The organism is Crystallibacter degradans (assembly GCF_012952295.1).
Lineage (GTDB): Bacteria > Actinomycetota > Actinomycetes > Actinomycetales > Micrococcaceae > Crystallibacter > Crystallibacter degradans.
In genome coordinates this window covers 1-20323 of the sequence record NZ_JABBCH010000017.1, presented here as the reverse complement: position 1 = coordinate 20323, position 20323 = coordinate 1, and the positions used below count along the sequence as shown (strand labels likewise).

Sequence of the window (20323 nt, the reverse complement as noted above, 5' to 3'; positions counted from 1 at the left end):
CGGGTGTGCCTCACCAGCAGCCTGAAGGCCAGATGACCGACGAGTTCGAGCTGACCGGAGTCCCGGACGCCTTCCAGCGCCTGTGGACTCCGCATCGCATGGCATACGTCAAAGGCGGACAGGACCAGTTCAAGGGCAAGGACGAGTGCCCCTTCTGTGTGGCGCCTGGGCGTACCGATGAAGAGTCCTTGATCGTGTACCGGGGCAAGTTCAACTACGTTGTCCTGAATCTTTTCCCGTACAACCCGGGCCACCTGCTGATCTGCCCGTACCGCCACGTTCCTGACTACACCGACATCACCGTGGAAGAAACGGCCGAGTTCGCCGAGCTGACCCAGACAGCCATGCGTGTGCTGCGCAAGGTGGCGAACCCAACCGGCTTCAACCTGGGCATGAACCAAGGCGTCACCGGGGGAGCCGGCGTGGCCGCACACCTGCATCAGCACGTGGTGCCGCGTTGGGGCGGGGACGGGAACTTCCTGCCGATCATCGCCCAGACGAAGGCCATTACGCAGACCCTGGACGAGGTCCGTCAACAGGTGGCGCAAGCCTGGCCGGCCGGGTAGCGGCACGGATGCTCAATAAGTACGCACGTGGTTTCTTCGGGAAGCTGTTTTCTCCTTTGGCGCGGCTGCTGATCAAACTCGGTGTTTCACCAGATGCGGTGACCATCATCGGCACTCTCGGCGTGTGCATCGGTGCCTTGGTCTTCTACCCCATAGGGGAACTGTTCTGGGGCACGGTCTTCATCACCGTGTTCGTTTTCTCGGACATGGTGGACGGGCTGATGGCCCGGATGCTCAACCGCAGCAGCAGCTGGGGGAGCTTCCTGGATTCGACCTTGGACCGTCTGGCTGACGCCGGAGTGTTCGCCGGAGTGACCATATGGTTCTTCACGGGCGGAGCCAGCGTTCCCATCGCCGTCGCGGCACTGATCTGCCTTGTTCTGGGCATGCTGGTTTCCTACGCGCGGGCGAAAGCCGAGTCCCTCGGCTGCACCGCCGACGTCGGCATAGCAGAGCGTTCCGAGCGGCTTGTCGCGGTGCTGGTCTTCACCGGCTTCACCGGGCTAGGGCTGCCGCCGGTGGTGCTGCTCGTGGTGTTGACCCTGCTGGCAGCCGCCAGCCTGGTCACCGTCATCCAGCGCATCCTGGCCGTTTACCGGCAGACGCAAGTCGAAGCATGAAGCGGTCCTGACTCGGCCTGCGCCGCATGCCGTCACGAGTGAGCTGAAACACGACGGCACGGCGTATCATGAAATGTACTCCTTCCCACCAACTCCTAGGGGCTTTTAGTGTCCAGCAGTAACGAAACTTCAACTCACGCACCGGTAACGGGCAGCAGCCGGGTTAAGCGCGGTATGGCTGAAATGTTGAAGGGCGGCGTCATCATGGACGTCGTAACCCCCGAGCAGGCCCGCATCGCCGAAGACGCCGGCGCGGTCGCCGTAATGGCTCTCGAGCGGGTTCCCGCCGACATCCGCGCCCAGGGCGGCGTGTCCCGCATGAGCGATCCGGACATGATCGACGGCATCATCGAGGCCGTATCCATTCCCGTGATGGCCAAGGCGCGTATCGGCCACTTCGTCGAGGCCCAGGTCCTGCAGTCCCTCGGCGTGGACTACATTGACGAGTCCGAGGTCCTGACCCCGGCCGACTACACCAACCACATCGACAAGTGGAACTTCACGGTTCCCTTCGTCTGCGGTGCCACCAACCTTGGCGAGGCCCTCCGCCGCATCAACGAGGGCGCGGCCATGATCCGCTCCAAGGGTGAAGCCGGTACCGGCGATGTCTCCAACGCCACCGGGCACATGCGCCAGATCCGCGCGCAGATCGCCAAGCTTGCTGCCCTGCCGGAAGACGAGCTGTACGTCGCGGCCAAGGAGCTGCAGGCCCCGTACGAACTGGTCAAGGAAATCGCTTCGACCGGCAAGCTTCCCGTGGTGCTCTTCACCGCAGGCGGTATCGCCACCCCGTCGGATGCGGCCATGATGATGCAGCTCGGAGCCGACGGCGTGTTCGTCGGTTCCGGTATTTTCAAGTCCGGCAACCCGGCCGAGCGTGCCGCTGCCATCGTCAAGGCCACCACGTTCTACGACGACCCGGACATGATCGCCAAGGTCTCCCGCGGACTGGGCGAAGCCATGGTCGGCATCAACGTGGACGAAATTCCGGAGCCGCACCGCCTCGCCGAGCGCGGCTGGTAGGAAACCAGGAACAGCTAACGACGCCGGAAGTCCGGAACCGCTGAAAGCAACGGTTCCGGACTTCTTGCGTTAGCACCCTATCGGGCCGGATTGCGGCCGAAGCAGTGTTCCGTCCGGAAGATGCCGTTCCCCTCGACGTCAGTCGGCGTTCCCTTTTCCCCGCAGGTGGCTTGGAAGCAGGTTGCCGGGGATCCGGCTCCGGATGCGGATGATCTCCCGGACGTGCTGTTCCAGCTCGCGGTCCTCATCGGAAACCGGATTCCACGGCGGGATCGGTACCGCAGTGCCCGTCTCGTCGCGCGCCACCATGACTGTCAGGCAATATGTGGTCAACTCAAGTTCGCCGGTTTTCGGGTCGCCCGAGCGCACATGTACCGAGACGTGCATTCCCTTGTTGCCGGTGTAAACCAGCCGGGCCTCGACTTCGACCACATTGCCGATCAGCAAGGGACGGTAGAACCGCACGCCGCCGGAGAAGACGGCGACAACGTCCTTGCCGCAGTACCGCGAGGCGCAAACGTAGGCGGCCTCGTCGATCCACTTCATCACGGTTCCGCCATGAACCTTCCCGCCCCAGTTCACATCGCCAGGCGCGGCCAGGAAGCGCAGGACGGTACGGGGAGCTGTTCCTGCTTCGCTGTACACCTGCCGGGACATCGCCTTCTCTATGTCGGCGCGGATGTCCAGGCGCTTGATAGCCAGCTGCTCCTGTTCCTTTTCTTCCTCCGTCCGGGGAATCCAGGACTCTACCGGAACGGATTTGCCGTCTGTGCCCACAGCCACGAAGATCACCAGGCATTGGCTGCGCATCGTGGCGCCGCCGCCCTTGGGATCGCCGGAGCTGACAACGGTCTGGATGTGCATGCTGCTGCGCCCGGTGTAAATGATCGTGGATTCAACCTCGACCATGTCTCCGACGCGAACAGGATCGGCAAAGTGGATATTGCCCACATAGGCAGTCACACAATAGGACTTACTCCAGCCCACGGCACAGGCATAAGCAGCCTTGTCGATCCATTCAAGGACAGTTCCGGCGTCGACCGTCCCGCTGTAACCGACATCCGTGGGAGCGGCGAGGAACCGAAGGGTGATGGAATTCTTCGCGGTGGCCGGTTCAGGCATTGGTCTTATCTCCTTATTGGTCGTGAAATCAGCATCGCACTGTTCGTCGACGATTCCGCTGGACACCGGGAACCGGATCACTTTGCCAAATGCAACCAGTAGGTCTGCCCGCGGCCGATGAGCTGGAATCCGCGGCGGGAATAGAGCCGCTCGCCCAAGGGAGTGGCGTTCAGCGCCAAATGTTCGGCACCGGCGGCTCCTGCCGACCGCGCAACCCTGCTCAGGATGCCGGAACCGTAGCCACGACGGCGGTAATCCGTGCCCACGGCCATGTTGAAGATTCCGGCCAACGCAGGAATCCGGAGGTTGCCACCGCCATCGGGCAGGAATGAATATCCGTGCCCCACAAGCCGTCCCTCGGCGCGCGCCACGGCGTGCCAGGCCCGGCTTCCCTTTGCCGCCGGTCCCGCCGATGCGGGCGCTGATCGTCGGACAACCTGAAGTTCCGCGCTGTCGGGCCCCGTGATCTCCGGACTGTCCGGTTCCAGACCGATTCCCACTGGTTCGTCCAGCAGCACGGAGTCCAAATGTGCAGTCATCCACCACGGCTGCCAGCCGTGCTCGAACCCGAAACCAGGAAGCATAGACGTCGTGACGGTGCTGTTCATCCAGATGCCGACGGTAGCCGCCCCGAGCCGGGCGCCCTCGGCGAGGCCAGGCCGGATGCCCGCGGGAGAAATCTCCTCGGGAAACATCAGCATGAGTTCCCGCCGGGCCGGGAGCCATACCCAATGACTTTGGTGCGTATCGAAGGTCTTGCCTCCCGTTGCCGCAGCCAATGCCACGAACCACGCGGACTGAAGCCGTTGGCAGTCGCCCAGAGTGACCACGATCAGCGCCTCTGGCCGACCGGATTGTTGCCGTCGAGTCCGCGGCGAGCGAGCAGCGGGCCGATTTCGGCGTCGCGGCCACGGAAGTTGCGGAAGGCCTGCAGCGGATCGATGCTGTTGCCTCGGGAGAGCAATTCGGTGCGGAAATGATCTCCGTTATCCCGGTTCAGGCCGCCGTTTTCGCCGAACCACAAGACAGTGTCTGCGTCCAGCACTTCGCTCCAGAGATAGGAGTAGTAGCCCGCCGCATAGCCTCCCGCGAAGATGTGCTTAAAGTAGCCGCTGCGGTAGCGCGGCGGGATGAGGTCGAGGTCGAGCCCGGCGTCCTTAAGCGCTTCCTTTTCGAAGGAGAGCGGATCATCGATGAGCGTCCCGGCAGGCAAGCTGTGCCAGGCCAGATCCAGCAGGGTGGCCGCCAAATATTCGGTGGTGGCGAAGCCTTCGCCCCAGAGCCGCGCCGCTTCGATCTTGTCGACCGTCTCCGGCGGAAGGGCGGCTCCGGTGACGTGTTCGCTGGCATAGTCGGCGACGATCTGCGGCCACAGCATCCACATTTCGTTGACCTGCGATGGGTATTCGACGAAGTCCCGGGGAACGCTGGTTCCGGAGAACCGCGGATACCTGACCTGGGAGAACAACCCGTGCAGCGCATGGCCGAATTCGTGGAAGAGCGTCACAACCTGGTCAAAGGTGAGCAGGGTCGGCTCGCCCGGTGCAGGTTTGGTGATGTTCAGATTGTTAACAACTACCGCCTGCTGGCCCAGCAAGCCGGACTGTTCGACAAACGAATCCATCCACGCGCCCCCGTTTTTGGTGGGCCGCGCATAGTAGTCGCCCAGGAACAAGCCTAGTCCCATACCGCCGTCGTTCTTTACTTCCCAAACCCGGATATCCGGATGATAGCCCTGCAGGTCCGGACGTGCTTCGAAGCTCAGGCCGTACAGTTGTTCCGCCGCGTGGAAGACACCGCCATGGAGCACGCTCTCGAGTTCGAAGTAAGGACGCAGCTTCGCCAGATCGACGTCATAGTCACGGCGCCGCACCTGCTCGGAGTAGAAAGGCCAATCCCAGGGTTCGATCTCGTGCCCCGCGGCGGCGGCCAGGACACGGGCCTCGGCCCGCGCGTTGCCCACCGCCGGCGGCACCAGCTGCGCGAGCAGCTGCCGCACGGCTTCAAGCGAAGGCGCGGTTTGGGATTCCAAGGCATATTCGGCATGGTTCGGGTAGCCGAGCAGCGCGGCGCGCTCGGCACGCAGTTCGGCCAATCGCGCCGCGAGGAGCACAGTCCGGTTTCCGTTGCCGCCGCGGCCTACCGAGGCCTGGAAGAGGCGACGCCGGGTGTCCCGGTCTGTGAGCACTTCGAGGGCGGGCTGGGCGGTCGGCAGGACCAGTGTGAGCAGCCAGCCGGTGTCATATCCGGCTTCCCGGGCGGCCTGGGCCGTGGCGGTGATGTCCTCCTCGGCCAGCCCGTCCAGCAGAGCACGGTCCGCCACGTGCAGGGCGGCAGCGTTCCCCGCGGCCAGCAGCTCCTGCGAATATTCCGTGGACAGTTCCGACAGACGTACGTTCATCTCGCGAAGCCGCTCCTGCCCGCCGGGCTCGAGCCCGGCTCCGGCGCGCCGGAACTGCTTGCGCAGCTCAGACACCAGGCGCAGGTCCTCGCCGGCGAGGCCTTCGGCGCCCTCATCCACTGCCATGACTCGCCCGTACAGCTCCGGATGCAGGTAAACGTTGTCCTGGTGCGCGGCCAGCCGCGGGGCCACGGCCTGTTCCAGCTGCAAGATCTCCTCGGTCGCATCTGCGGAGGCGATGTTGCGCAGGACCGCCGCCACACGCTGAAGCGTCCGGCCGGACCGCTCCAGGGCAACCACGGTGTTGGCAAAGGACGCCGGTTCCGGGTTCGCGGCGATGTCCTCGATTTCGGCCAGCTGCTGTGCGAATCCGGCCTCCAACGCGGGCAGGTAATCCTCTGCGCGGATGTCGGCGAAAGCCGGCAGCTCGTAGGGGAGCGTACTGGGAGTGAGGAACGGGTTTGCCATGGCACTACTTTGTCATGCCCGCAGGTTTTCCTAGGGTCATTTACTGGCTGCAAGGACGCGCCGTCGGGGACCCGGCCTCGCCGCGGCTTACACTGGCGGCATGCCAGAAAGCCGCGCAAGAACTCACCAAACACGTCCGCGGCGACGGGCGGATTTAGGCAGGTCCGGCAGGGGGCGGCCCAGGTTGGTGCTGCCCCTGGTCGCAGCAGTCCTGGTTGCCGGCTGCAGTGCCACGGGCACAGGGCCAGGCGATGGAACGCCAGCTGACACGGCATCTTCCGCCGCAGCTGCTCCGTCTGCTTCGGCCCGCCCGGCGCAGGAGGGGAGCGACGGCGGCAGCCAGGTGCCGTCGTCGTCGTCCGCAACGGCCGGAGCCGGACCGGAATGCGCCGGCGTCCGCTGTACCTCTGTGGTGATGACCGGGGATTTGCTGCTGCACGAAGCCCTCTGGGGGCAGGCGGCGGAGGATGCGGAGGAAACGGGCCGGGGACCACTGGATTTTGGCCCGATCTTGTCGGCACAGCAACCCTACGTGGACACCAGCGATCTTGCCCTCTGCCATGTGGAAACTCCGGTGGCCGAAGCGGGCGGCCCGTACGCGGCGTATCCGTCCTTCAACGCGCCCCCGCAGATCCTGGATGCCATCGCGGAGCTCGGCTACGACGCCTGCACCACGGCCAGCAACCACACCATCGACCGCGGCACCGAGGGGCTGGAACGGACGCTGGATGCGCTGGACGAAGCAGGGCTCGAACATACGGGGTCCTACCGCACCCGCGCCGATGCCGAGGAGGTGCTGATCATGGATACGCCTGCCGCCCGGGTCGCAGTCATCGAGGCAACGTACGCGCTCAACGGGCTGGTGCCGGACCAGCCGTGGCAGGTGGACATGCTGGACGCGGACGCCATGATCGCCAAGGCCAGGCAAGCCCGGGAGGAAGGCGCCGACATCGTCCTCGGCGGCGTCCACGCGGGGGATGAGTACACCAACTACGCGAACGCGCAGCAGCAGGAGGTGGCGCACAAGCTGGCGGACAGCGGCGAGTTCTCGCTGATCTACGGGCACCACAGCCACTCAGTGCAGCCCATCGAGAAGTACAAGGACACCTGGATTGTCTACGGGCTGGGCAATGCCATCGCGGCCCATGCCACACCGAATATCCTCAACACCGAGGGGCTCATGGTGCGCGCGCAGTTCAGCCAGAGCGACGACGGCGGCCCCTGGGACGTTTCCCGGCTCGCCTGGCTGCCGGTTACCTTTGATGGCCCCGAGCACCGCTGGTGTCCGGTCGCGGCGGACGCCCTGGAAGTGGAGCCGGCGTGCGTTTCAGCGGAGGCCGATGCCGCCAGCCGGGAACGGACCAAGGACACCGTGGAGTCGATGGGCGCAACGGAGGACGGCGCCCAGGAGTGGCTGCTCAGCGGCAAGTAGTGCCGGGCAGTTGCCCTGACGGCTAGCGGGGCGGAACGCGGGTAGCAGTGCAGCGCGCTCAGCGCGGGCGCGCGGCGGCGTCTTCGCGGGCCTGCTCCTCGAACGGGATTTCCAGCGGCGCATCGTCGAAGCTGCCATGGCGGCGCAGCGCGGCGTGCCGGCCCAGGAAATCCGCCACCGCAGGGTTCTTGGGCAGCAGTGAACCATGCAGGTAGCTGGCAACCACGTTGCGGTAGCGTGCGCCCTCGGTGGAGTCCTGGCCGTTGTTGCCTTCCCCCTTGGTGATCGTGCCCAGCGGCTGGGTCCCGCCCTTGAGGTAGGTCTGGCCGCTGTGGTTTTCATAGCCGATGACGGTGCCGAACTCTTCGCTCTCCAGGACGGTGTTGCCGATCAACCGCTTGGGCCCGCCTACGGTGTCTATATCCAGCAGTCCGATGCCCTTGATGACCTCGCCGGTGTGGGTCTTGAAGAAGTTTCCGAACAGCTGGTACAGCCCGCAGATCGCGAGCATGGGCACACCGTCGTCCGCGAGTTCGCGCAACCGTCCGCCGAGCTGAAGCAGGTCGGCCTGGATCTTGTTCTGGCCGGAATCCTGGCCGCCGCCGCCGACAATCAGGTCCACCTGGTCCGGAAACGTGTCGCCCGGGTTGTATTCGTGCAGCCGGACATCGTAGCCGCGCAGCTGCAGGCGCTTGCGCAGGACCAGGACATTTCCCCAGTCTCCGTAGATGTTCATGTCGCGCGGATACAGCTGGAGCAGGTCAATCACGGGGGCATCCATCTAGGAAACCACCTCCACTTCGGTCAGCTTCCCCAGCTCCCGGCGCAGCGCGAGCATGGCGGTGTAAGTGCAGTAAATACGTTTGGGCGCATCCGGTTCCAGCGCGATGAACCGGTGCAGCGACGCCGAAAGGTCCGTGTCCACGTGCCGTACGGGGACGTCCTCGTAGAACAGCCGCAGTGCCATGTCGTTGGCACGCACTCCGCTGACCTCCGCCACGCCGGCAGCGGCGAGCGAGTCGAAATCCACGTCCCACAGCCAGGACATGTCCCGCCCGTCCGCGTAATTGTCATTGATCGCGATCATGGTGCTGAAGCCTGCCGGCGGGAACGAGCGCAGCGCCAGACGGAATCCGGCCGGGTTCTTCACCAGCACCAGGTCCAGCGGCTTGCCGTTGACGGTCAGGCTCTCGCCGCGGCCGAAGGCAGGGGTGACTGCCTCCAGCGAGTCCAGCAGGGCATCTTCATCCACGTCCGCGCCGACCACGGTCCGGGCCAGTGCCAAGGCGGCGGCGGCGTTGTAGATGTTGTACACGCCGGTAAGTTTCAGCTCGGCGTCGATATCGCGGCTGCCAACCGTAAAAGTCGCCGAGGCGCCTTCGCAGGCGGCGAGGACGACGTCGGCCGCAGGCAGGCCGGAGGCGTCGCCTGCGCCGCCCGAACGCATGTCATCGTCATTGGGGAACATGGCACGCAGCTGCGGGGCCAAGCCAAAGTAGTGGACCCGCTCCGCAGTAACGGATTCGGCCAGGGCGGCAATGCGCGGATCTTCCCGGTTGAGCACCACAGCCTCGGTGGTGGCCGCAGCGATCTGCCGCAGGAAGCCTGCGGTCGTCTCGATCTCGCCGAACCTGTCCAGCTGGTCGCGCATGACATTGAGCAGCAGGCAGTAGCGCGGAGCAACGAGTTTGACGAAGTGCACCGCATGGGCTTCATCGAGCTCCAGCACCGCAACGTCCGCGTCGAGCTTGCCGCCGATGGTGGTTTCGCCCAGCACGGCTGCCACCACGCCGCGGGTGAAATTGCTGCCGGTCCGGTTGGTGAAGACCTTCAACCCCTGGCCCTGCAGCAGTTCTACCACCATCTTGGTGGTGGTGGTCTTGCCGTTGGTCCCGCTGATGACGACGACGCCCTGGGGCAGATTTCCCAAAGTGCGCGGCAGGAAGTTCGGATCGATCTTCTCCGCGACCAGGCCGGGGAGGGCGGAACCACCTCCGCGCAGTTTCGCCACCGTCTTAACGGCCTTTCCGGCAAGGGTCGCAAGGAGGTGTCGCATGAGTAGAAACTATACAAGAGGCCCATGACCGTTCGGGGACGATTGCGCGCCGGCCCATTTAACGCTGGACCAAGACTTGGCGTTACTGTTTTTGCAGCGGCCGCTCAAGTTCCGGCCCCTGATGGAGAAACCCGAGGAAACAGCCGTTGGTCAACATTGGTGTACTTGCCCTGCAGGGAGATGTCCGCGAACACATCGCGGCTCTGGAACACAGCGGCGCCTCCGCGGTCCCGGTCCGCCGCCCCGCCGAACTCGATGCCGTGGATGGTCTGGTGATCCCCGGCGGTGAATCAACGACCATTGACAAACTCACCCGCATCTTCGAACTCGCCGTCCCGTTGCAGAAGCGGATTGCTGACGGCATGCCGGTATACGGGTCGTGCGCCGGAATGATCATGCTTGCCGATGAGATTGCCGATCCCTCCACCGATCTGAAGGGCAACCCCCAGCAAACCCTGGGCGGGCTCGATATAACCGTGCGCCGGAACGCCTTCGGCCGCCAGCGCGAGTCCTTCGAAACGGATTTGCGCTTTAGCGGACTCGAATTCAGCGCCGCCGGGCCCGGCACCGAGCCCGCGCCGGTCCATGCCGTCTTCATCCGCGCGCCCTGGGTGGAACGGGTGGGGGAAGGCGTGGAGATCCTGGCCCAGGTTGAGCCGCAGGAAGCCTCCCATACGGACACATTGCACGGGACAGCTAGAATTGTCGCAGTGCGTTCGCGGCATTTGCTGGCGACATCCTTCCACCCGGAGGTTACGGGGGAGCGCCGCATCCACGAACTTTTTATCCGAATCGTTAGAGGAGAAGCGTAAGCATGTCGGGACACTCCAAATGGGCGACCACTAAGCATAAGAAAGCCATCATCGATGCCCGCCGTGCGAAGTCCTTCGCGAAGCTGATCAAGAATATTGAGGTTGCTGCCCGCGCTGGCGGAGCCGATATGGCCGGCAACCCTGGCTTGGAACTGGCCGTGCAGAAGGCCAAGAAGACGTCCGTGCCGAACGACAACATCGACCGTGCCATTAAGCGCGGTGCCGGCCTGACCGGCGAAGTAATCGACTACACCGAAATCATCTATGAAGCGCGGGGTCCGCAAGGATCGGCAGTGCTCATTGAGTGCCTGACCGACAACAAGAACCGCGCCGCCTCGGAAGTGCGCCTGGCCATCACGCGCAACGGCGGCACTATCGCCGATCCGGGATCGGTGGCGTACATGTTCGCGCGCAAGGGCGTTGTCGCTCTGCCCAAGAACGATCTGTCCGAGGACGACGTCCTGATGGCGGTGCTGGACGCAGGGGCCGAAGAGGTCAAGGAATCCGGCGACAACTTCGAAGTCCACTCCGATCCGACCGACCTGCGTGCCGTGGTCGCCGGACTGGAGGAAGCCGGCATCGAATACGAGACCGACGAGGTCGAGTTTGTGCCTTCAATGGAGGTCGAACTGGAAGCAGACGCGGCGCGCAAATTCATGAAACTTGTGGATGCTCTCGAAGACCTCGACGACGTGCAGAACGTCTATTCAAACGCTGACATCTCCGAAGAGGTCATGGCAACGCTGGAAGCCGAAGACGCGTAGTGCTGCAGTGACGTTGCGGGTGCTGGGAGTAGACCCGGGTCTGACCAGATGCGGTTTCGGCGTGGTGGACATTGAGCCCAACCGACGGGCGACCCTGGTCGGTGTCACGGTGGTAGGCACCCGTGCCGATGTCGCACTGGAGCAGAGGCTCCTCGCCATTTCCAATTCAATCGATGAGTGGCTCGATAGATACACGCCGGACGTGCTGGCCGTCGAGCGGGTATTCAGCCAGCTCAACGTCAGTACCGTGATGGGCACGGCCCAGGCCTCCGGCGTCGTAATTGCTGCAGCCGCACGCCGCGGAATCACCGTCGCCTTGCACACCCCCACGGAGGTGAAGGCCGCGGTGACGGGTAACGGCCAGGCAGACAAGACTGCCGTGACCAAAATGGTCACGAGGATTTTGCGGCTGGACAGGCCGCCGACGCCTGCCGATGCCGCCGACGCCCTGGCCCTGGCCATCACCCATGCGTGGCGTGGAAGCACCGCGCCAGCGGCCGGATCGAGAGGCCAGCCCGGCTCCGGCCAGACTGCCGCCCAGCGACTGTGGGCAGAGGCCGAGGCAAAGGCGCGGCGCAAGATCCGCTGATCACCATCAGGCGTGGCGGTGCTGCGTTCAGCGGCTCGGCGTCGTAGGCTGTTCGTACGTATGTTCGGAAGAACGGATGCCGGCAAGTGGCTCCAATCTCCGCCGGAAGCTGTTTTGGAGCGGGTACATGATTAGTTCGTTGCGCGGAATCGTCAGCCATGTAGGCCTGAATTCCGCCGTCGTCGATGTCAACGGTTTCGGGATGCTGGTCCAGGCAACCCCGCAGACGTTGGCAACCCTGCACATCGGCCGCGAGGCGGAACTGTCCACCACGATGATTGTGCGCGAAGACTCCATGACGCTGTACGCTTTCGAGGACGCCTCCCAGCGGGAAGTTTTCGAGACCCTCATTTCCGTCAGCGGTGTTGGTCCCCGGCTGGGACTGGCCGCTCTGTCCGTCCACGCTCCTGAGATCCTGCGGATTGCCGCTGCCGAAGGGGACACCAAGACGTTCAGCAAGGTTCCCGGCATCGGTCCCAAGCTCGCCAGCCGGATGGTGCTTGAACTTGCCGGCAAACTCGTGCCCCTTGGCGAGGCTTCCGCTCCCGTAGCGAATGCCTGGGAGGACCAGGTCCTTGAAGCGCTCAAGGGCCTCGGCTGGACCGAAAAGGACGCCGGTGCGGCCCTGGACAACACCTCCGCAGAGCATCCGGAAGCGGCGGCCGCAGGTGATGTGGCCAACATGCTCCGGCTGACGCTGCGTAGCCTGGGTCAGGACGGTGTCCGCAGCGGCAGTGCGCGGCGGACTGCCGCGGGGGCCAGATAATGGCTTCCGACGCAGACCGCGACTCCCTGGTGTCGGCAGCGGGGGAAGCGGAGGAGCGGGCCATTGAATCCGCGCTGCGCCCGAAGAACCTCTCCGATTTTGTGGGCCAGGTCCGGGTCCGCCAACAGCTCTCCCTGGTGCTCGAGGCCTCGCGGATCCGGGAACGAACTGCCGACCACGTATTGCTCTCCGGCCCGCCCGGCCTTGGAAAAACCACGTTGGCCATGATTATTGCTGCCGAAATGAACGCGCCGCTGCGCATTAGCTCGGGACCAGCGATCCAGCATGCCGGCGACCTGGCTGCCATTCTGTCCTCGCTGGCAGAGGGCGAGATTTTGTTTCTGGACGAAATCCACCGCATGTCCCGTCCCGCCGAAGAAATGCTCTATATGGCGATGGAGGATTTTCGGGTGGACATTATCGTCGGCAAGGGAGCGGGGGCGACGGCGATTCCGCTGGACCTGCCGCCGTTCACCTTGGTCGGCGCTACTACGAGGGCGGGACTGTTGCCCGGGCCGCTGCGCGACCGCTTCGGATTTACCGGGCACCTGGAGTTCTATTCAACCCAGGAGCTCGAACTGGTGCTTCGCCGCTCTGCCATGCTGCTGGATCTGAAAATCAATTCCGCCGGTTTCGCGGAAATTGCCGGTCGCTCCCGGGGGACGCCGCGTATTGCCAACAGGTTGTTGCGCCGCGTCCGGGACTGGGCGCTGGTCCACGGTGTGGAGGAAATCGATGTCCGGACGGCGGCCGCGGCGCTGGACATGTACGAAGTTGATGCCCGCGGGCTGGATCGTCTGGACCGCTCGGTTCTCAGCGCGTTGATCACCAAGTTCGGGGGCGGCCCTGTTGGACTGTCTACGCTGGCGATCGCCGTGGGGGAGGAGACCGAGACCGTCGAAACGGTGGCGGAACCGTACCTGGTCCGTGAAGGGCTGCTGGGCCGGACTCCGAGAGGACGCGTAGCCACGGCGGCCGCCTGGGCCCATCTGGGGATCGAGATGCCGGAATCGGCGGTCCGGACGGGTGCAGACCTGTTCACGGTACTCGCCGAAGACGAACCGGATTTCTCCGACAACTGAGGATGCGCGCCGGTTTGCCACGACGCGTAGAATAGTGGAGATGCCGGGCACATCCTGGGGCCGTTCAGGCCGCAGTGATGCCGGCGCAGACCGCTGGGCCCGGCCACTTCGGGCTCAACCCAGAACAAGGAACGGAACAACTCTGTGTTCGAAAACGTCTTGACCGCCGGCAACGCGCAGCAGCAGGGCGGTGGCATCGACTTCATGACCATCGCGTTGTTCGTGATTTTCGGCCTGCTCATCTTCATGATGTTCCGCAAGCAGAAGAAGGCCCAGGCCCAGATGCGGGAAAAGGCTGAAGCGCTGCAGGAAAAAATGCATCCGGGCGCCCAGGTTATGACCGCGTTCGGGCTGTACGGCACCGTTGTCTCCGTTGACCGGGACGAGAACAAGGTTGTCATCGAGCTGTCGCCGGGCAATACGGCCACCGTCCATACGCAGGCTGTCAACGAAGTAGTGGACACCGAAAGTCCTGCTGTACCGGACGATGCCTCGGCGTTGACGGGCGAGAGCAGCGGCAGCACTGCCGCTTCGGAGCCGGCAGAGGACCCGTTGAACCGTCTCAACGAAGAAAACAACAAAGACAACAAGTAGGCCGATAACGGCTTTGTCGACGCGGCACTGGGTGGGGCAGGGCCCCGCCTCATTGTCACGATGGTGCACTAGCACCGCCGGCCAAAGCTGATGAGAGAAAGATCATCAATGGCACGATCCGGTCACACCACCGCAGCCAAACGGACCTTGGTCTGGCTGGGTGTCCTATTTGCCGTCCTAACCGCCGCTCTCGCCGGGGGGGTCATGTCCAACCAAGCTACTTGGGCGCCGAAGCTGGCGCTGGACCTTGAGGGCGGAACGCAGATGATTCTGGCTCCACAGGTCCAAGGCGGCGGTGACCAAATTTCCGCCGAACAGCTGACGCAGGCCGTGGAAATCATCCGTCAGCGTGTCGACGGTTCCGGTGTCGCCGAGGCTGAAATCAGCACGCAGTCCGGCCGCAATGTCGTAGTAAGCCTGCCCGGTGTTCCCGATGCAAAGACCAGGGAACTCATTCAGGCCTCCGCCGCGATGGAGTTCCGGCCGGTCCTGGCCGGAAGTCAGGGAGCAGCAGTCCCGGAAGAAAGCCGCACACCGGAAGAGGAACTGCCGGAGCCAACGGCTGAACCGACGAATGCCAGCGACCTGAACTGGATTACGCCGGAGCTCTATCAGAAGTTCGAAGCCTTGGACTGCACGGATCCGGCGGCCGTTGCTGCTGCTACGGAAGAGCGTGCCCCCGCGGACCAGCCTATGGTGGCGTGCGAGCCGGACACCGGGATGAAGTACATCCTGGGCCCGGTCGAGGTTCCCGGTACCAATATTGCGACCGCCAGTTTTGGGCAGGTCCGTGGTACTCAGGGTCAGTCGCTGAACCAGTGGGCCGTCAACATCGAATTCAACGAAGAGGGCACCCAGACCTTCAAGGAGGTCACTGAGCGCCTCTTCGGAATGTCCGGTGTGCAGAACCAGTTCGCCATTGTCCTCGACGGCACCGTCATTTCGGCTCCGACAACCAACGCTGTGATTCCCGATGGTAAACCCCAGATTACGGGTAACTTCACGGAAGAATCCGCCCGCGCGCTGTCCGAGCAGCTCAAGTACGGTGCCCTGCCGATCAGTTTCGAGATCCAGAGCGAAATGCAGATTTCCGCCACCCTGGGTGACGAGCAGCTGCGCATGGGCATCATCGCGGGCCTGATCGGTCTGGCCCTGGTGGCCGTCTATTCGCTGTTCCAATACCGCATGCTCGGGTTTGTCACCATCGCATCGCTGGTGGTGGCGGGGTTCTTGACTTACCTGGCGATTGCGTTGCTTGGGTGGACCGAGAACTACCGGCTCTCCCTGGCAGGCGTTGCGGGTCTGATCGTCGCTATCGGCCAGACGGCTGACTCGTTCATCGTCTACTTCGAACGTATCCGTGATGAGCTTCGTGACGGACGCGGCCTGGTGTCCGCCGTCGACAATGGCTGGAAGCGGGCACAACGGACCGTGCTGGCTTCGAAGGCGGTCAACCTGCTTGCGGCCCTCGTACTCTACTTCGTCGCCGTCGGCAACGTCCGCGGTTTCGCATTCACCTTGGGCCTGACAGCACTAGCCGACCTCGCCGTCGTCTACCTCTTCACGCACCCGGTCATGCAGCTGCTGGCGCGTACCAAGTTCTTCGGTGAAGGCCACCGGTTCTCCGGGCTGGATCCGAAGCTGCTGGGAGCCGTTCCGCTGTACCGCGGCGCCGGCAGGATCCGCCAGCCGGGCGAGGCCCAGCCCAAGGTCCGGACCAAGAACGCCAAGGCCGCAGCTGAAGCCAGCAGACGCCAGACCATTGCCGAACGGAGGGCCGCAGCAGAGAAGGAACGCTCGGCTTCTGTTCCGGGACGTGGCTCGGATAAGGAGAGCAACTAATGCCCAGCTTGGCAACATTCGGTAATGACCTCTACACCGGCAAGCGCTCCTACCCATTTGTGCAGAAGTACAAGCTGTGGTTCCTGATCGCGGCGATAGCCATCCTGATTTCGATCATCGTGCCGGTGGTCAAGGGTGGCTTCAACCTCGGCATCGACTTCCGCGGCGGTTCCGAATTTACCGTCTCGGCAACGGAAAACACCGATATCTCCCGGGGCGAAGACGCCGTCACCTCGGTTGAGCCGGGACTGGTGCCGCAGGTAACGAACATCGCGCCCAACACGATGCGGATCCAGACGGAACAGCTCTCCGATGACCAGACCCTGGCCGTCCGTGACGCCTTGATCGAGGCGTACGAGGTGGAAGCGGACCAGGTCACGTCGACCTTCGTGGGACCCACCTGGGGCCAGGATGTTACCCGACAGGCAATCTGGGGACTGGTGGTATTCGTCGCCCTGGCGGCGGTGATGATGGCCATCTACTTCCGCACCTGGAAGATGTCCGTGGCCGCCCTGTCCGGTATGACGGTGGTCCTTATTGTTACCGCAGGTCTCTACTCCCTGAGCGACTTCGAAGTGACGCCGTCCGCCATCATCGGCTTCCTGACGGTCCTGAGTTATTCGCTGTATGACACGGTGGTGGTCTTCGATAAGGTCCGGGAGAATACCGAGAACATCGATAAGTCCACCAAGCGGACGTTCTCGGAGGAGGTCAACCTCGCGGTCAACCAGACCTTGGTCAGGTCGATCAATACGTCCGTAGTGGGCGTCCTGCCGGTCGCGTCGATCCTGTTTATCGGGGCGATGCTGCTCGGTGCAGGCACGCTGCGCGACCTGTCACTGTCCCTCTTCATCGGCATCATCATCGGCACAGTGACAACGGTCTTCATTGCGGCCCCGATGTATGCGTGGCTGCGTGCGAAGGAACCTGCCTTGGTACGGCAAGCCAAACGCGTGGAAGCCCGCCGGCGTCATGAGTCGGCCGAAAGCGACGAGGTTACCGTCTAGCAGGCCCTCGTGAAAGGCCGGTTGCCACTCATCGGTGGCAACCGGCCTTTCTGCTCTCCATGGGGGTGTGAAGGCCATGCCTCGTGGGGCATAGACTAGAACGATCGGATGATGTATCTGTTGTCAGGTACAACGCGGGCTGGGCCTTTCCTCCCTCGTTGCCGGCAGGAAAGCGGGGCAGGATTTGGCTGAGAACGGCAGGCCTACGGACCAGGGTCCCAATTCGGCGGTAAAGCCGGGGCCCGGTTCTGTTGTTGTGCCCTCCCCACAACAGGCCGTTCCGGACCAGGCACCGGTCCGGAACTCGTTCCCCGGGCGGCGTGAACGCACTATGTCCCGCCTTGCGCGGCTGACCGGACGCGGCTCCGCCGGCTACTCGCCGATCCTTGAACCATTGCTGCGCACGGTGCGGGCGAACAACCCGCGCGAGGACTTCGACCTGATCCACCGCGCGTTCGTAGTTGCCGAGCGCAGCCACCGGGGCCAAAAGCGCAAGAGCGGCGACCCCTACATCACCCACCCGGTGGCCGTGGCCACCATTCTGGCCGAACTGGGCATGACCGGGACGACCTTGGCCGCCGCACTGCTGCATGACACGGTCGAGGATACCGAATACACCCTTGACCAGTTACGAGCCGAGTTCGGGTCCGAGGTGGCCATGTTGGTCGACGGCGTGACCAAGCTGGACAAGGTCCAGTTCGGCGACGCCGCGCAGTCGGAGACCGTGCGGAAAATGGTTGTGGCAATGGCCAAGGACATCCGTGTCCTGGTCATCAAGCTTGCGGACCGCCTGCACAACGCCCGGACCTGGCGGTTCGTCTCGCCGGAATCATCCGCCAAGAAAGCCCGGGAGACGCTGGAAATATTCGCCCCGCTGGCGCACCGGCTGGGCATGAACACCATCAAATGGGAGCTCGAGGACCTGTCCTTCGCGGCGCTGCACCCCAAGGTGTACGAGGAGATCGTGCGGATGGTGGGGGAACGCACGCCCGAGCGCGAGAAGTACCTGACCATGCTCCGCACCAACATCGGCGACGATCTGCGCGCCGTGAAGATCAAGGCGACGATCACCGGGCGCCCCAAGCACTACTACTCCATCTACCAGAAGATGATCGTCCGAGGTAAGGACTTCGACGACATCCATGACCTGATGGGGATCCGTGTCCTGGTGGACAGCGTGCGCGATTGCTACGCCACACTCGGCGCGCTGCATGCGCGGTGGAACCCGCTGCCCGGGCGGTTCAAAGACTACATCGCCATGCCGAAGTTCAATATGTACCAGTCCCTGCACACCACAGTGATCGGCCCGGGCGGCAAACCGGTGGAAATCCAAATCCGGACCTACGAGATGCATCGCCGGGCCGAATACGGCGTGGCCGCGCACTGGAAGTACAAGGACGCGGCGAAAAACTCCGGCACAGCGGCGGACGGCGGCGACATGGGCTGGCTTCGCAGCCTGGTGGACTGGCAACAGGAAACCTCCGACCCGGCAGAGTTCCTCGATTCGCTGCGCTTTGAAATCAACGCCCGTGAGGTGTTCGTCTTCACACCTAAGGGCGAGGTCATGGCCTTGCCGGCAGGATCAACGCCGGTGGATTTCGCGTACGCCGTCCATACCGAGGTAGGACACCGGACCATTGGCGCCCGCGTCAACGGGAAACTTGTCCCGCTGAACAGCGAGCTCAACCATGGCGACTGGGTGGAAATCTTCACCTCGAAGGCCGAGGGTGCGGGGCCGAGCCAGGACTGGCAGGGCTTCGTTAAGAGTCCCCGGGCGCGTAACAAGATCAGGCAGTGGTTCACGAAGGAACGCCGTGAAGAGGCGATCGAAAAGGGCAAGGACCAGCTCACCAAGGCCATGCGGAAGCAGAACCTGCCGCTGCAGAAGATGATGACGCATGACGCCCTGATGGCTGTGGCGCAGGAAATGCACCATCAGGACATCGCCGCGCTCTATGCTGCGGTCGGGGACGGTCATTCTTCTGCCCAGAACGTGATCGAACACCTGGTGGCGTTGCTCGGCGGCTCGGAGGCGGCCGAGGAGATGGAAGCCCCGATCTCCACCGCCCCCAAACGGCCGAAGACCTCGGACTCCGGCGTGACCGTCGTCGGGGTGGGCGATGTCTGGGTGAAGCTGGCGCGCTGCTGTACGCCGGTGCCGCCGGACCCGATTATCGGGTTTGTGACGCGGGGATCAGGCGTGTCCGTCCACCGCTCCGACTGCCGGAATGTTTCCGACCTGAGGGACCAGCCCGGGCGGATCGTCGATGTTGAGTGGGCACCGACCAAGTCCAGTGTGTTCCTCGTGGAGATCCAGGTCGAGGCGCTGGACCGCAAGAGCCTGCTCTCCGATGTGACGCGTGTGCTGGCCGAGAACCACGTCAACATCCTCTCCGCCACCGTACACACCTCGAGCGACCGACTGGCGATCTCACGGTTCTCCTTCGAGATGGGGGATCCGAAGTATCTGAGTCATGTCCTCAGCGCGGTCCGCCGCATCGACGGAGTGTTCGACGTGTACCGCACGACGGACGCGCGTCGCCGTATCTAAGCGTTTCCTCCGGCTTGCTGCTGGCGCAGATCGAGTGCGGCTGCCAGGCGCCGGAGGGCCACGTTCTTGCCCGGCATCCTCTCCCGGATCTGCAGGGCCTGCCGGATATAGCCCAGGGGGCACTTCAGCCTGGGGTCGGAGGATAAGGCGAGCAGGACCCGGACCGCGTCTTCGTCCCGGGCGTAGACGGCGATGTCGAGCGCCGTCCTCAGGGGAGAAGTGATCCGGACGCCCGAGATATTCAACGTATCCAGCGGCCCCAGTGCGACTTCGTGCAGGTGGATGCTTCGGTGCCGCCCCTGCGAGGTTGCCCGGTAGCGGTGGTCGAGCAGGACAGTGATCTTGTTGCCCGGCGGCGAGCAGCCGTAGACCCAGGCTGCCGTGAGCCGGCCGAGCACCACCTTGTGCCGGATGGGCTGCGGCAGGGCAGCATGTGCAGCCAAGGCACGGTGCACGGAGGTGACGGGTTCGCCGGTGCTGACGTAGGCAGGACCGTAAATGGGCTCATCGGAATCGAGAGTGTAATCCGGGTCTGAATCCTCCGGCTTCGAGTAGTGATCTGGCGATGTAGTTGGTTAGGTTGCGGAATCCGAGTGCTGAGCCGCGGAGGTGTTCGAGTCGCCCGTTA

General features: G+C 63.9%; 19 protein-coding genes. 13 read left to right on the top strand and 6 right to left on the bottom strand.

The window, feature by feature from the left end; all coding sequences use genetic code 11:
* The first annotated feature begins 32 nt into the window (after nt 1-32).
* The 3 genes from HGO92_RS19355 to pdxS all read left to right on the top strand — a co-directional run bounded on the left by HGO92_RS19355 (nt 33) and on the right by pdxS (nt 2209).
* Nucleotides 33-566, top strand: a complete 534-nt coding sequence (locus HGO92_RS19355; RefSeq protein WP_240974791.1) for an HIT family protein — start codon at nt 33-35, stop codon at nt 564-566.
* Nucleotides 567-574: 8 nt separating this feature from the next.
* Entirely contained in the window at nt 575-1186 is a 612-nt protein-coding gene (pgsA, locus tag HGO92_RS19350; protein ID WP_169997775.1) for a phosphatidylinositol phosphate synthase, read from the top strand.
* 108 nt (nt 1187-1294) lie between these two features.
* A complete protein-coding gene (gene pdxS / locus HGO92_RS19345) occupies nt 1295-2209 on the top strand; it encodes a pyridoxal 5'-phosphate synthase lyase subunit PdxS (RefSeq protein WP_074702214.1) in 915 nt (304 codons plus the stop codon).
* Between the two features lie 138 nt (nt 2210-2347).
* Here pdxS and HGO92_RS19340 read toward each other — a convergent pair whose 3' ends face one another.
* The 3 genes from HGO92_RS19340 to HGO92_RS19330 all read right to left on the bottom strand — a co-directional run bounded on the left by HGO92_RS19340 (nt 2348) and on the right by HGO92_RS19330 (nt 6200).
* Complete coding sequence (locus tag HGO92_RS19340) at nt 2348-3331, bottom strand: acyl-CoA thioesterase (RefSeq protein ID WP_169997773.1); 984 nt, start codon at nt 3329-3331, stop codon at nt 2348-2350.
* A gap of 77 nt (nt 3332-3408) precedes the next feature.
* Entirely contained in the window at nt 3409-4161 is a 753-nt protein-coding gene (locus tag HGO92_RS19335; RefSeq protein WP_169997772.1) for a GNAT family N-acetyltransferase, read from the bottom strand.
* Nucleotides 4162-4163: 2 nt separating this feature from the next.
* On the bottom strand, nt 4164-6200 hold the full coding sequence (locus HGO92_RS19330) for a M3 family metallopeptidase (protein ID WP_169997770.1): 2037 nt from the start codon (nt 6198-6200) through the stop codon (nt 4164-4166).
* A gap of 187 nt (nt 6201-6387) precedes the next feature.
* On the opposite strand from HGO92_RS19330, the gene HGO92_RS19325 reads away from it, so the two are divergent.
* On the top strand, nt 6388-7632 hold the full coding sequence (locus tag HGO92_RS19325; RefSeq protein ID WP_346769033.1) for a CapA family protein: 1245 nt from the start codon (nt 6388-6390) through the stop codon (nt 7630-7632).
* A gap of 58 nt (nt 7633-7690) precedes the next feature.
* On the opposite strand, the gene HGO92_RS19320 is transcribed toward HGO92_RS19325, so the two are convergent.
* Both HGO92_RS19320 and HGO92_RS19315 read right to left on the bottom strand, forming a co-directional pair.
* Nucleotides 7691-8413 carry a type 1 glutamine amidotransferase gene (locus tag HGO92_RS19320; protein WP_169997767.1) on the bottom strand — a complete coding sequence of 241 codons (723 nt, stop codon included), beginning with the start codon at nt 8411-8413 and terminating at the stop codon, nt 7691-7693.
* Nucleotides 8414-9688, bottom strand: a complete 1275-nt coding sequence (locus HGO92_RS19315; protein ID WP_169997765.1) for a Mur ligase family protein — start codon at nt 9686-9688, stop codon at nt 8414-8416. It lies immediately after the preceding gene.
* A gap of 146 nt (nt 9689-9834) precedes the next feature.
* On the opposite strand from HGO92_RS19315, the gene pdxT reads away from it, so the two are divergent.
* The 9 genes from pdxT (at nt 9835) to HGO92_RS19270 (ending at nt 19695) form a co-directional block, all read left to right on the top strand.
* Nucleotides 9835-10500 (top strand): pyridoxal 5'-phosphate synthase glutaminase subunit PdxT, encoded by a 666-nt coding sequence (gene pdxT / locus HGO92_RS19310; protein WP_169997763.1) that lies wholly within the window; start codon nt 9835-9837, stop codon nt 10498-10500.
* A gap of 2 nt (nt 10501-10502) precedes the next feature.
* Nucleotides 10503-11264, top strand: coding sequence for a YebC/PmpR family DNA-binding transcriptional regulator (locus tag HGO92_RS19305; protein ID WP_169997762.1), 762 nt, complete (start codon nt 10503-10505; stop codon nt 11262-11264).
* A gap of 7 nt (nt 11265-11271) precedes the next feature.
* Complete coding sequence (gene ruvC / locus HGO92_RS19300) at nt 11272-11853, top strand: crossover junction endodeoxyribonuclease RuvC (RefSeq protein ID WP_169997760.1); 582 nt, start codon at nt 11272-11274, stop codon at nt 11851-11853.
* A 127-nt stretch (nt 11854-11980) separates the two neighbouring features.
* Complete coding sequence (gene ruvA, locus HGO92_RS19295) at nt 11981-12619, top strand: Holliday junction branch migration protein RuvA (RefSeq protein ID WP_169997758.1); 639 nt, start codon at nt 11981-11983, stop codon at nt 12617-12619.
* Nucleotides 12619-13701: a Holliday junction branch migration DNA helicase RuvB gene (ruvB, locus tag HGO92_RS19290; protein ID WP_169997757.1), complete on the top strand. Its 1083-nt coding sequence runs from the start codon at nt 12619-12621 to the stop codon at nt 13699-13701. Before ruvA ends, ruvB begins: the two co-directional genes overlap by 1 nt.
* A 204-nt stretch (nt 13702-13905) precedes the next feature.
* A complete protein-coding gene (gene yajC / locus HGO92_RS19285; protein WP_169997856.1) occupies nt 13906-14295 on the top strand; it encodes a preprotein translocase subunit YajC in 390 nt (129 codons plus the stop codon).
* A gap of 108 nt (nt 14296-14403) precedes the next feature.
* Entirely contained in the window at nt 14404-16137 is a 1734-nt protein-coding gene (secD, locus tag HGO92_RS19280) for a protein translocase subunit SecD (protein ID WP_169997755.1), read from the top strand.
* Nucleotides 16137-17144, top strand: a complete 1008-nt coding sequence (gene secF, locus HGO92_RS19275) for a protein translocase subunit SecF (protein ID WP_169997754.1) — start codon at nt 16137-16139, stop codon at nt 17142-17144. The genes secD and secF overlap by 1 nt, the downstream gene beginning before the upstream one ends.
* Before the next feature lie 331 nt (nt 17145-17475).
* Nucleotides 17476-19695 (top strand): RelA/SpoT family protein, encoded by a 2220-nt coding sequence (locus tag HGO92_RS19270; RefSeq protein ID WP_169997854.1) that lies wholly within the window; start codon nt 17476-17478, stop codon nt 19693-19695.
* Here HGO92_RS19270 and HGO92_RS19265 read toward each other — a convergent pair.
* Nucleotides 19692-20138 (bottom strand): type IV toxin-antitoxin system AbiEi family antitoxin, encoded by a 447-nt coding sequence (locus tag HGO92_RS19265; protein WP_169997752.1) that lies wholly within the window; start codon nt 20136-20138, stop codon nt 19692-19694. The genes HGO92_RS19270 and HGO92_RS19265 overlap by 4 nt on opposite strands.
* Nucleotides 20139-20323 lie beyond the last annotated feature (185 nt).

Excerpts from the sequence above, each read along its gene's own strand:
- secF (WP_169997754.1), top strand. The coding sequence starts at position 16,137 with ATGCCCAGCTTGGCAACATTCGGTAATGACCTCTACACCGGCAAGCGC.
- secD (WP_169997755.1), top strand. The coding sequence starts at position 14,404 with ATGGCACGATCCGGTCACACCACCGCAGCCAAACGGACCTTGGTCTGG.
- HGO92_RS19270 (WP_169997854.1), top strand. The coding sequence starts at position 17,476 with ATGTCCCGCCTTGCGCGGCTGACCGGACGCGGCTCCGCCGGCTACTCG.
- pgsA (WP_169997775.1), top strand. The coding sequence starts at position 575 with ATGCTCAATAAGTACGCACGTGGTTTCTTCGGGAAGCTGTTTTCTCCT.
- yajC (WP_169997856.1), top strand. The coding sequence starts at position 13,906 with ATGACCATCGCGTTGTTCGTGATTTTCGGCCTGCTCATCTTCATGATG.
- HGO92_RS19315 (WP_169997765.1), bottom strand. The coding sequence starts at position 9,688 with ATGCGACACCTCCTTGCGACCCTTGCCGGAAAGGCCGTTAAGACGGTG.
- HGO92_RS19305 (WP_169997762.1), top strand. The coding sequence starts at position 10,503 with ATGTCGGGACACTCCAAATGGGCGACCACTAAGCATAAGAAAGCCATC.
- HGO92_RS19340 (WP_169997773.1), bottom strand. The coding sequence starts at position 3,331 with ATGCCTGAACCGGCCACCGCGAAGAATTCCATCACCCTTCGGTTCCTC.
- ruvA (WP_169997758.1), top strand. The coding sequence starts at position 11,981 with ATGATTAGTTCGTTGCGCGGAATCGTCAGCCATGTAGGCCTGAATTCC.
- HGO92_RS19320 (WP_169997767.1), bottom strand. The coding sequence starts at position 8,413 with ATGGATGCCCCCGTGATTGACCTGCTCCAGCTGTATCCGCGCGACATG.
- HGO92_RS19330 (WP_169997770.1), bottom strand. The coding sequence starts at position 6,200 with ATGGCAAACCCGTTCCTCACTCCCAGTACGCTCCCCTACGAGCTGCCG.
- ruvB (WP_169997757.1), top strand. The coding sequence starts at position 12,619 with ATGGCTTCCGACGCAGACCGCGACTCCCTGGTGTCGGCAGCGGGGGAA.
- HGO92_RS19355 (WP_240974791.1), top strand. The coding sequence starts at position 33 with ATGACCGACGAGTTCGAGCTGACCGGAGTCCCGGACGCCTTCCAGCGC.